8 protein-coding genes, 1 tRNA gene and 1 pseudogene are annotated in these 10,880 nt (G+C 61.7%); 8 read left to right on the forward strand and 2 right to left on the reverse strand.

What is annotated here, in order from left to right; all coding sequences use genetic code 11:
* Window positions 1–37: 37 nt before the first annotated feature.
* The gene (locus HMPREF9463_RS00475) at window positions 38–811 is read right to left on the reverse strand and encodes a type III pantothenate kinase (RefSeq protein ID WP_035136570.1); all 774 of its coding nucleotides are present in this window, start codon (window positions 809–811) and stop codon (window positions 38–40) included.
* A 196-nt stretch (window positions 812–1,007) separates the two neighbouring features.
* Between HMPREF9463_RS00475 and HMPREF9463_RS00480 the strand changes: the two genes are divergently transcribed.
* From HMPREF9463_RS00480 to HMPREF9463_RS00515, 8 genes are all read left to right on the forward strand, one after another.
* Window positions 1,008–1,084 (forward strand) — tRNA-Met (locus HMPREF9463_RS00480).
* A gap of 540 nt (window positions 1,085–1,624) precedes the next feature.
* Window positions 1,625–3,655: a bilirubin reductase, long form gene (bilR, locus tag HMPREF9463_RS00485; RefSeq protein WP_035136572.1), complete on the forward strand. Its 2,031-nt coding sequence runs from the start codon at window positions 1,625–1,627 to the stop codon at window positions 3,653–3,655.
* 449 nt (window positions 3,656–4,104) lie between these two features.
* On the forward strand, window positions 4,105–4,500 hold the full coding sequence (locus tag HMPREF9463_RS00490; RefSeq protein WP_035136573.1) for a helix-turn-helix domain-containing protein: 396 nt from the start codon (window positions 4,105–4,107) through the stop codon (window positions 4,498–4,500).
* Between the two features lie 180 nt (window positions 4,501–4,680).
* Window positions 4,681–7,563: a proton-conducting transporter transmembrane domain-containing protein gene (locus tag HMPREF9463_RS00495; protein ID WP_035136576.1), complete on the forward strand. Its 2,883-nt coding sequence runs from the start codon at window positions 4,681–4,683 to the stop codon at window positions 7,561–7,563.
* Between the two features lie 12 nt (window positions 7,564–7,575).
* Complete coding sequence (locus HMPREF9463_RS00500; RefSeq protein WP_035136578.1) at window positions 7,576–8,175, forward strand: NADH-quinone oxidoreductase subunit B family protein; 600 nt, start codon at window positions 7,576–7,578, stop codon at window positions 8,173–8,175.
* Entirely contained in the window at window positions 8,175–8,888 is a 714-nt protein-coding gene (locus HMPREF9463_RS00505) for an NADH-quinone oxidoreductase subunit C (protein ID WP_035136579.1), read from the forward strand. Before HMPREF9463_RS00500 ends, HMPREF9463_RS00505 begins: the two co-directional genes overlap by 1 nt.
* A gap of 5 nt (window positions 8,889–8,893) precedes the next feature.
* Window positions 8,894–9,982, forward strand: coding sequence for a hydrogenase large subunit (locus HMPREF9463_RS00510; RefSeq protein WP_035136580.1), 1,089 nt, complete (start codon window positions 8,894–8,896; stop codon window positions 9,980–9,982).
* Window positions 9,983–9,989: 7 nt separating this feature from the next.
* Complete coding sequence (locus HMPREF9463_RS00515) at window positions 9,990–10,331, forward strand: 4Fe-4S dicluster domain-containing protein (protein ID WP_035136581.1); 342 nt, start codon at window positions 9,990–9,992, stop codon at window positions 10,329–10,331.
* Window positions 10,332–10,713: 382 nt separating this feature from the next.
* Here the strand turns inward: HMPREF9463_RS00515 and HMPREF9463_RS11245 are convergent.
* Window positions 10,714–10,880, reverse strand: a pseudogene (locus HMPREF9463_RS11245) (IS110 family transposase); the annotation flags it as partial.

Here is a 10,880-nt window from a genome sequence, read left to right on the forward strand (position 1 = left end):
ACTGTGGCATCGGGCGTGCTTGACTTAAGCCCCTGCTCTATCCCAGCTCCTGCATGCGGCGGTAGATTTCGCAGATGCCTTTGATGGTGAGTTGTCCGTCGACCACGTCGAAGGCATCGGTCGAATCGGCGACGATGCCGGCGAGACCGCCCGTGGCGATAACGGTGGCGTCCTCACGACCCAGCTCGCGCTTCATGCGTGTGACCAGGCCCTCGGCCATGGCGGCAGCGCCCACCACGGCGCCGACCTTGATGCATTCCTCGGTGTCACGGCCGATGGCGTGCTCGGGCGCCTCGAGCGGCACGCTGGCGAGCTTGGCGGCACGGGCAGCAAGCGCGTCCATGGAGATACGGATGCCCGGCGCAATCGCTCCGCCAATGTAATAGCCGTCCTCATCAATGACGTCGATATTGGTTGCGGTGCCAAAGTCCACCACGATCGCCGGTGCGTCGTAGAAGGTCTCGGCAGCGACGGCGTTGGCGATGCGGTCGGCACCAACGGCCTGGGGGCGCGCCGCCCGCAGCTTGGTCACGGCGGCCGTCTGCGGCCCGATGACGATGGCGTCCGCGGCAATGCGGTCGGCCACGGCGTGCCACTCGCGCGAGAGCTGCGGCACCACGCCGGCAAAGGCGATCGCGTCGACCGCGCCGAGCGAGAGGTCGTACATCTTAAAGAAGCCCATCAGGCGCACGTGGATCTCGTCGGCGGTATAGGAGCGGTCGGTGGGCATACGCCACGACTGCACCAGCTCGTCTCCGTCAAACAGCCCCATGGCCGTCTGCGTGTTTCCCATATCGATAGCGAGCAGCATGTCTACTCCCGGTGTTGGCATAAAAGGACGCGCACCATTGTATACGTGCCGTCGACGGCGCTCGGCTGCGATTCGTTTACGGTGATAGGGGCTGAGGGGTTTAAATATGAAGGAATTATGCTCTACGAGATTTTCCTTGCCGTTTACCGAACTCCCGCGTAATATTCTTTCTTGCGCACATGAGGCGCCCAGACATTGCGGGGTGGAGCAGTCTGGTAGCTCGCCGGGCTCATAACCCGGAGGTCGTAGGTTCAAATCCTGCCCCCGCGACCAAGAACTTGCAGCTCGTCGGCCTAGCCGGCGAGCTTTTTTGTTATTTCGGGACCGTGTTTTCGGTCCAATTCTCGGTCTCTCAAACAAAATCTCGGTCTGTAACATCTAGACCCGATTTGGGCGACTAGGTGTTACAGACCGAGATATACCGGTGGGTTGGGTCGTGTTTGTCTAAATCTGTAACACGAGGGACGGTTTTTGCCGAGTAACCGTTACAGATTGAGATTTTCTAGCAGGCGGGTTTGGTTTGTCTCGATCTGTAACAGATAGGGGCCAAAAGTGGGCCTAGCTGTTACAGATCTAGATTGTTGAGGATGGGCCGAGAGGAATGTCTCGATCTGTAACAGTAAGACCCGGTTTTGCCGCGTAACTGTTACAGATTGAGATAAACCGGCGGGCAAACCGACGGGCCGCTCTGCCCCATCCACCTGCCGCCACCTGATATTCGCCGATTTCCGTTGTGCTGCTGTGCCTCCATGCCATATCCTCTAGACAACTACGCGGCAACATCGCCGCCGCGCCTACAAGAGAGGAATGTCCATGACCGCACCTGCATCCAAGCTGCTTCAGCCCATTACGGTTGGCCCCCTTGAGCTCAAAAACCGCATTATGTTCCCGCCGCTGACCACCGGCTACGAGGAGCGCGACGGTTCCATTGGCGAGCGCAGCCTGGCTTTTTACGAGCGTCTGGCTCGTGGCGGCGTGAGCTACATCGTCATCGGCGACGTCGCTCCCGTCATGACCGCAAGCCCCACGCCCAAGCTGGCAACCGACGCCCAGATCCCCACGTTTAAGGCGCTGGCCGACGCCGTCCACAAGCACGGCGCCAAGGTCGCGCTGCAGCTGTTCCACCCCGAGTACGATGTGCCCGGTGTCGGCCGCATGGTCATGGGATCCATGGCCGCCGCCAAGGCCGCGCAGGAGGCCAAGGCCGCCGGCGACGAGGAGACCTTTGCCGCCAAGATGGCCGAGTCCAACGAGATCCGCAACCAGGCCTACGCCAAGCTGCATCACGACATGCAGCACTTTGTGAACGAGGCGAGCGTAGAGCAGCTCACCCAGATCAAGGAGGCCATCGCTGCCTCGGCCGCTCGCGCACAGCAGGCCGGGATCGACGCTATCGAGGTCCACGGCGACCGCCTGGTGGGTTCGCTGTGCTCGGCCATCCTCAACCAGCGCACCGACGAGTACGGTGGTTCGTTCGAGAACCGCGTTCGCTACGCGCTGGAGGTCGTCGCCGCCATTAAGGAGGCCGCGCCGCAGCTGATGGTGGAGTACAAGCTCCCCGTGATCATGGAGAACCCCGACGGCACGCCGCGCGGCAAGGGTGGCCTGCAGCCCGACGAGGCCTGCGAGTTCGCCAAGCTGCTCGAGGGCGCGGGCATCGATATGATCCAGGTTGCACAGGCCAACCACACCGGCAACATGGGCGACACCATTCCACCCATGGGTGCCATGCCCTACAACTGGACGCTGCCGGTGGCCGAGCGCGTCAAGGCCCTGGTCTCTGTGCCGGTGGCAACCGTGGGCCGTGTTGTCTCGGTCGAGGCCGGCGAGAAGATCCTGGAGGATGGCTCGGCTGACATCATCGCCTATGGCCGCTCGCTCATGTGCGACCCCGACATTGCGCTGAAGGCCGCCACGGGTGAGCCCATCCGCGAGTGCCTCAACTGCAACAAGGGCTGCGTCGACGCGATTCAAAATCGCAAGTACATCTCGTGCGTGCTCAATGCCGAGAACGGCGACGAGGCGACCATCGCCATCAAGCCGGGCGAGGGCGACAAGAAGATCGCCGTGGTGGGCGGCGGCATCGCCGGCCTGGAGGCCGCACGCGTGGCGGCCAAGCGCGGCTACGACGTGACCATCTACGAGGCGAGCGATCATCTGGGCGGCCAGATTGTGCTGGCGGCTGCGCCTCCGCGCAAGGACGAGATCATGCGCTCGGTCGAGTACTACGAGAAGATTCTGCCTGGCCTGGGCGTGAAGGTTGAGCTCAGCCATGCCGCTACCGCTGAGGACCTCAACGCCGCCGACGCCGCGATTGTGGCTGTGGGCGCGCACGACGTGGTCATCCCCGTTCCGGGTGCCGACTCGGACAAGGTCGTTTCGAGCTGGGACGTGCTGGCCGGCAAGGTGGAGCTCAACGGCCGCGTCGCCGTCATTGGCGGTGGCCTGGTGGGCACCGAGACTGCCGAGTATCTGCTGCAGCACGGCTGCGAGGTGGCGATTGTCGAGATGCTCGACAAGATTGCCGCGGGCGAGTCCGAGACCATTCTGCCGCTGATTATGAGCGACTTTGCCGTGCACAACGTAGAGCAGCATGTTAAGACCCGCCTGACCGCCATTACCGACGAGGGCGTGGAGGCTGTTCGCACCACCGAGGACGGTGCCGAGGAGCCGGTGAAGATCGCCTGCGATTACGTGGTGATGGCCGTGGGCTCCAAGGCCAACGCGTTTGACCTGGATGGCGTGACGGTGCCCGTGACCTGCGTGGGCGACTGCTCGGGTGAGCGCACCGCCGACATTGCGAGCGCCATCCGCACGGCGTATCACGTGGCCAACGAGCTGTAGTTGAACATCGCGGCTAGGCGGGGCGGTAGCACGGATCCGTCTCGCCCGGCTGTGTCCCGTCGGGTGTCAACCGGTGCGGGGCCTGCAAGCGCAGCAGGTCCCGCCCTTTTTGTTTTGCTCCGGTGGATGGCAATGCGCGGTAATCATGAGGAGTGAGGACGTCTACTGCCTTGCAGATCACTCAAAAATATTGGGGGAGGGGTTAATAACTATATCCTCTATACCAAAGGACATAAAGAGATGCCAATTTTGTTGACAAGCGAATGACGATTAGCTGCGAGTCAGCTACCAGCGTAAATAATCGATAAAGAAATGTCGTAATTTGGTGCCAAATGCCCAGATAACGCCGCGTCTATTTTAATTAACTGCTTTGAGCAAACAGTAAAATGTTACTATCTAACTTGCACGTAAGAAAGCAGATTAACGGCTAAGGCTAAGAAGTGGCAGGTATGTCGGAAGCAACTAGGACTCGCACGCATGCGCCCGAGGTTAGGCAGCGCGCCGTCGAGATCCTCCAAGAGGGGGTCGGTCATCGCGCCCTCGCCGCGGAGCTTGGCATTCCCCAGGCCACGGCTCGTCAGTGGGCCCGCGCGTATGCCGTGGGCGGTGCCGACGCCGTTCTCAATGCCGGTTCGCATCATCACACCTATTCGTACGACGTAAAGCTCGCTGTGGTTAAGGACCGTCTGGAAAACGGCTTGACGGTTCGCGAGGCCATGATCAAGCACAAGATTCCCAGCGAGTCTTCGGTCAAGGCTTGGTGCCGTCAGTACCGCGAGAGCGGTGAGGCCGCACTGGTCGATAAGCCGCGCGGTCGCAAGCCGCGCGTTAAAAAGGCGGAATAGCAAACGGGATGGTGCGCCCACGGGGGCGCATTTTTCTTGCCGCCCCTCTACTCCAATGCGGACAGGCCCTTGCCTCGTACGCCTAAAACTCCCCAGTTGACCGAAAACCTGCCGCCGCTGCTCCTCAATTGAGCTATAACGTTAAACAATTGCAGCGTTTTTGCATGGGGGAGTGATGGTATGACGCTACTGTATTTCCTTACCCTGTTTCCGCTGGTACCGGCGCTGGGCATGCTGCTCGCGCGCGGTGACCGCGCTCGCGATGCGGTGGGGCTCATAGGCTCCGGCATTATTATGGCGGTGACAGTTGTAGTCGCCGTCATGTTTTTTGGCACGGGTCCGCAGAGCTTTGAGGTTGCCCCCGGCACCTCGCATGTGCTCTCGATCATCAGCTCCGTCATCGACGTAATTCTGTGCGCCGTCATCCTGTACAACGCGTACAAATACAGGAACGCGCTCACCACGGTGCTCGGCATAGTCCAGCTGGTGGGCTCGCTCGCCTTTGCAGCCATGACGCTGCCCGCGGCCGAAGCCGTCACGGCGACGCCGCTCTACCTGGACTACATGAGTGTGATCATGGTCCTCGCCGTCGGTATCGTCGGCAGCCTAATCTGCGTGTATGCCCTGGGCTACATGAAGGACTTCCAGGCCCATGACGAGCACGAGGCTGCGCTGCGCGGGCAGACCGCGCCCGACCGTCGCCCGCAGTTCCTGGCGCTTATGTTTCTGTTCCTCTCGGCCATGTTCGTCATCGTGACGAGCGATAACCTTGAGTGGCTGTTCTGCGGCTGGGAAATCACCACCGTGTGCTCGTTCCTTATGATTGGCTACACGCGCACGCCCGAGGCCATCAAGAACGCCTTTACCCAGATCATCCTCAACATGCTGGGCGGCATCGCGTTTTTGGCGGGCCTTATGTTTCTGCACGTGAACGGCATGCCGCTGACCATCTCGGGCATGATTGAGCTTTCCGGCGCCGGAACCGCGCAGTCCGCGCTGCTGGTGATGCCGGTCATCCTGTTGTCGCTCGCCGCGCTCACCAAGGCCGCACAGATGCCGTTCCACACTTGGCTGTTGGGCGCCATGGTTGCCCCCACGCCCACGAGCGCCCTGCTGCACTCGTCAACCATGGTCAAAGCCGGCGTGTTCCTGATGGTCAAGCTGAGCCCGCTCTATGCCATCTATCCCGTGACCGGCTTTATGGTCACGAGCGTGGGCGCCATCACGTTTTTGCTCGCTGCCCTTATGGCCATCTCGCAGAGCAATGCCAAGCGCGTGCTCGCGTACTCCACCATTTCCAACTTGGGCCTCATCAGTGCTTGCTTGGGTGTCGGCGCGCCCGAGGCCGTATGGGCGGCCATCTTCCTGATCCTGTTCCACACGGTGGCAAAGTCGCTGCTGTTCCTGTGCGTGGGCACGGCCGAGCATCATATCGGCAGCCGCAATATCGAGGACATGGACGGTATGTTCAGCCGCATGCCGCACCTGACGCGCCTGATGATGCTGGGCATCATGGGCATGTTTGTGGCGCCGTTTGGCATGCTCGTGTCCAAGTGGGGCGCCCTGGTGGCGTTCGCGCAGACCGGCAACGTGCTCATGATTATGGTGCTGGCCTTTGGCTCGGCCGCGACGTTTTTCTTCTGGGGCAAGTGGCTTGCCAAGCTTTCGGGCGTCGACCCCACGGCTCAAAACGTTGAGGTCAATGTCCATAAGACCGAATGGATGGCCCTCAACACCATCGCCGCGCTGCTGATTCTGTGCTGCGTGGCGTTCCCGGTTATCTCGAGCGGTCTGGTGTCGCCTTACTTGGCCATGGTGTTTGGCCGCGTGCCGTACGTTATCGGCAAGGACGCCATGTATCTGATGGTGGTTATCGTGGCATTTATCGCCGTGGTGCTGCTGACTTCATTCCGCGTGAGCAACAAGCCGCACGTAAACGTATATCTTTCGGGCGTGGGAACCGATAAATATCGCCATTTCCGCGGCTCGATGGGACACGAGGTGAAGGCCGAAAAGCGCAATTGGTACTCGGAGGACGCCCTTGGCGAGAAGCGTATTGGCCCCGTGGGTAGTGTCGTGTGCTGCAGCATTATCTTGTTTGCGCTGCTGTGTTGCGCGTGGATTGGGCCCGAGCGGCTTGCCATGAGCGCGCCCTCGGTGCTGCGCGGCAAGTATTTTGAAGGCTCGGGCGTCGTGGGCATTTTTATTGGCACCGTGGCGTTTGCCTTGCTGGCGCCGTTTGTGGGTGGCCTGATCGACGGCGTTGACCGTAAGCTTTCGGCCCGCATGCAGGGCCGCGTGGGCCCGCGCCTGCTGCAGCCCTTCTACGACGTTGCCAAGCTCCTGCGCAAAGCCCCTGCCAGCGTAAACACCATGGACGATACCTACATGGCGTGCGCGCTCATCTTTACCGTCGTGGGCGGCGGCATCTTTGTGTCGGGCTCCAACACGCTGCTGTGCGCTTTTATGGTGACGCTCGCCGCGATCTTTGTGGTGCTGGCGTCCGCCTCGACGCAAAGTCCGTTTGCCCAGGTCGGCGCCGATCGTGAGTTGCTGCAGGTTATGAGTTACGAGCCCGCCGTTTTGCTGATGAGCGTGGGCCTGTATCTTGCCACCGATAGCTTCGATTCCATCGCCGTGACGGGGCAGTCGGCCCCCATCATCGTGTACAGCGCGCCCATTTTCCTCGCGCTGCTCGCGGTGCTTACCATCAAGCTGCGCAAGTCGCCGTTTGACCTTTCGTACTCGCATCACGCGCATCAGGAGATCGTCCAGGGCGTCGCCACCGAGATGAGCGGCGGCACGCTGGCCAAGATGACCCTTATGCACTGGTGCGAGACCGCGCTGTTTTTGATGTGGGTGGGCATGTTCTTTGTTTGGGACAACCCGGTGAGCTGGCTGGTCGCTCTGGTCGTGATGGCCGCGACGTATTTTGTCGAGGTGCTGATCGACAACACCTTCGCACGCAGCACTTGGCGCAGCTGCTTTAAGCTCGGCTGGGGCGTGGCGCTGGTGTTTGGCCTGCTCAACCTTATGCCCATCCTCGTCGACGTGTTTATTTAGGAGGCGGCATCCATGGATCATAAAATGTCGCGCTCGCCGTGGGTTATTCATTACGACGGCTCGAGCTGCAACGGATGCGATATCGAGGTGCTGGCCTCGCTCACGCCGCTGTTCGATGCGGAGCGCTTTGGCGTGGTCAACACCGGCAACCCCAAGCATGCGGATATCTTTTTGGTGACAGGCTCGGTCAATGCTCAGAACCTGCCCGTCGTGCGTCAGATCTACAACCAGATGCTCGAGCCCAAGTGCGTGGTGGCGTGCGGCATCTGCGCGTGTTCGGGCGGCGTGTTCCGCGATGCCTACAACGTGATCGGCGGCGTGGACCGCGCGATTCCCGTGGATGTGTACGCGCCCGGGTGCGCCATTCGCCCCGAGACCGTGATCGATGCCATTGTGGAGGCGTGCGGCATCCTGGACCAGAAGGAGGCCGTGATGCGCGCCGGTGGCGATCCGCTCACCGTAGGCGGCGCCGCTACCTGGGATGGTGGCGTTGAGCTTGGCGATGACGGGTTTGCGGCTGCGGGGGCCGGGGCTGATGGTGCCGGTGACGGTGACGAGGCCAACGTGTCCACCAGGTCCGCCGCACCCGCCGCTGCAAAGGAGGCCGAGTAATGCAAAAGGCAATCTATACCACCGTCGGGATTGACGAGCTCCTGCCGCATGTCCAGGCGCTCAAGGGCGTCGGCGCGCGCTTTGTGCAAATGCACGCCGAGCGCAACGTCGACGACGGCACGTATCGCCTGGTCTATACGTTTATCAACGTTCGTGCTGCTCAGGAGCATATTGCGCAGGACGGCAGCTATGCGATCGAGAACCTGGTGGTTGAGGGAATTGATCAGTACCAGGAGATTCCGTCCATCAGCTCGTACTATCCGGCGGTGTTCCCGTTTGAGAACGAGGCCCACGACCTGTTTGGTCTTGCCATCACCGACATGCAGATTGACTTTAAGGGCTTTTTCTACCAGGTCTCGACTGCCGAGCCCATGAGCGTTATCACGCCCGAGGTGAAGGCTGCGCGCGAGAAGGCCATGAAGGTCCGTGCCGCCGCCGAGGCCAAAGCGCGCAAGGCCGCGGCCGAGAAGGCCGCCGCTGCGGCTGCTGCAGGGGAGGGCGCTGCGAGCACAGGCGATGCCGCGGGCGCCTCTGCTCAGCCCGCTGCGGCTGCCGGCTCCGATGCTCAGCATGATGAGGTCGCTGCAAAGGCCGCGCTCAAGGCCGCTGAGATGGAGGCAAAGCTCGCTGCCATGGATCCCGAGAAAGCGGCCAAGGTCCGCGCGGCGCTTGCCGCCAAGGCCGCCCGCGACAAGCAGAAAAAGGAGGCGTAAGGCCCATGGCACATCGCTCCGTTATTCCGTTTGGCCCGCAGCACCCGGTGCTGCCCGAGCCGCTTCATCTGGACCTGGTGATCGAGGACGACCGCGTCATCGAGGCAATTCCGCAGATCGGCTTTGTGCACCGCGGACTCGAGAAGCTCACCGAAAAGCGTGATATGCACCAGTTTGGCTACATCGCCGAGCGCATCTGCGGCATTTGCGCCGTGGGCCACAGCTGCGGCTATGCCAGCGCCTGCGAGCGCATGCTCGACATCGAGGTGCCCGGCCGCGTGCAGTATATCCGCACCATTCTGCACGAGCTTTCGCGCATTCACTCGCACCTGCTGTGGCTGGGCCTGCTCGCCGATGCCTTTGGTTTCGAGGCGCTGTTCTATCGTTCGTGGACCCTACGCGAGCAGATTCTCAAGATCTTCGAGAGCACGTGCGGTGGCCGCGTGATTTTGTCGATTAACGAGATCGGCGGCCTTAAGCACGATATCGAGGACTCCGAGCTGGCCGGAATTGTCCAGACGCTCGATGCCATGCGTCCCGACTACGAGGCCCTGGTGCATACGTTTTTGGACGACGACAGCTGCGGCGAGCGCCTGCATGGCGTGGGCGTGATCAGCAAGAAGGACGCGCTGGAGCTTTCGATGGTCGGCCCGTTCGGTCGCGCCTCGGGCGTGGATTACGACGTGCGCGTGTTTGGCGACGGCGCCTATGCGGACCTGGCTGCGTTTGAGCCTATCGTTGCTAGCGATGGCGACTGCTATGCCCGCTGCCAGGTGCGTTGTGCCGAGGTCACGCAGGCCATGGATATTATCAAGGAGCTTGTGGGCAAGATTCCGCACGACGGTATCGGTGGGCGCACCAAGCTCACGCCGGCCGACGGTGCGCGCGGCGAGGTTGTGATTGAGCAGCCGCGCGGCGAGGCGTATTACTATGTGCGCGGTAACGGCACCAAGAACCTGGACCGTTTTCGCGTGCGAACGCCGACGTCGCAAAACCTGGCGGGTCTGACGCACGCGCTGCAGGGCGTGCTCCTTGCCAACGTGCCCATGATTATCCTGACCATCGACCCCTGCATTAGCTGCACGGAAAGGTAGGCGCGGCATGAGTTTACTGACATTTGCCAAGACGGCCTTAGGTTCTATGGTCAAGCAGCCGGTCACGGTGCGCTATCCGCAGGAGAAGCTGACGGCACCCGAGCGCTTGCGCGGGCATATCGTCAACGACATGGACGTGTGCATCTGCTGCGGCATGTGCGCGCGCCGCTGCCCGGCGGGCGCGCTCGCGGTCGATCGCAAGGGCGGAACGTGGTCGATCGACCCGTACGCCTGCGTGGTGTGCGGCGAGTGCATCGAAAGCTGCCCCAAGCACTGCCTGGCTATGGACACCGCTCGTACTCCAGTTGCGGCGGATAAGACTCCCACGGTAGTAACCAAGCCGGAATAGCGCGAAGACGGGCCGGTGGGGCAAAATTGCCCCACCGGCCCCGCGCGTGAACGCACGGTTGTACCGTCGCGAACAAAACTATGCCGGATTACTACGATAAATCGCCCACCTCCAACCACATCGCATTTGGCAAAATCAAAACCGACGCTCCTATAAGTTGTCAATAGGCAGTTTGCGGGAGCGCTCCCTTCAATTCGCACAGGAGCTCGTAATACCTCCTCTCCAGTTTCGTCGACCGCCGTCTCCCATGTTCCAGGTGACCGAGTGAGGCCGCGGACATGCCGAGCCCCGCGGCGGCCTGCTTCTGGGTCACCCGCATCGCCTTGCGCATCTTCGCGAGCTCGGGGCCTTCCGGCGCGGCGCCGTCGGGGTTCGGGTCCATGAGCACGCGGTACACCTCCCGCGCTATGTAGCGCTTCAGGCAGCGGATCGCCTCCCTCCGGGACTTCCCCTCGGAGGTTCGCTTCGCCACGTACCTCTTCGTCCTCTCGTCGTATGCCATGCGCTTGATCGCGATCTCGTAGAGCGCCCAGTTCGCCTGCCGTTGCC

This window comes from Collinsella sp. 4_8_47FAA (genome assembly GCF_000763055.1).
Taxonomy (GTDB): Bacteria; Actinomycetota; Coriobacteriia; order Coriobacteriales; family Coriobacteriaceae; genus Collinsella.

Bases quoted from the DNA above. Each gene is read 5' to 3' on its own strand.
- HMPREF9463_RS00515 (WP_035136581.1), top strand. From the start codon at position 9,990: ATGAGTTTACTGACATTTGCCAAGACGGCCTTAGGTTCTATGGTCAAG.
- bilR (WP_035136572.1), top strand. From the start codon at position 1,625: ATGACCGCACCTGCATCCAAGCTGCTTCAGCCCATTACGGTTGGCCCC.
- HMPREF9463_RS00505 (WP_035136579.1), top strand. From the start codon at position 8,175: ATGCAAAAGGCAATCTATACCACCGTCGGGATTGACGAGCTCCTGCCG.
- HMPREF9463_RS00495 (WP_035136576.1), top strand. From the start codon at position 4,681: ATGACGCTACTGTATTTCCTTACCCTGTTTCCGCTGGTACCGGCGCTG.
- HMPREF9463_RS00490 (WP_035136573.1), top strand. From the start codon at position 4,105: ATGTCGGAAGCAACTAGGACTCGCACGCATGCGCCCGAGGTTAGGCAG.
- HMPREF9463_RS00510 (WP_035136580.1), top strand. From the start codon at position 8,894: ATGGCACATCGCTCCGTTATTCCGTTTGGCCCGCAGCACCCGGTGCTG.
- HMPREF9463_RS00475 (WP_035136570.1), bottom strand. From the start codon at position 811: ATGCTGCTCGCTATCGATATGGGAAACACGCAGACGGCCATGGGGCTG.
- HMPREF9463_RS00500 (WP_035136578.1), top strand. From the start codon at position 7,576: ATGGATCATAAAATGTCGCGCTCGCCGTGGGTTATTCATTACGACGGC.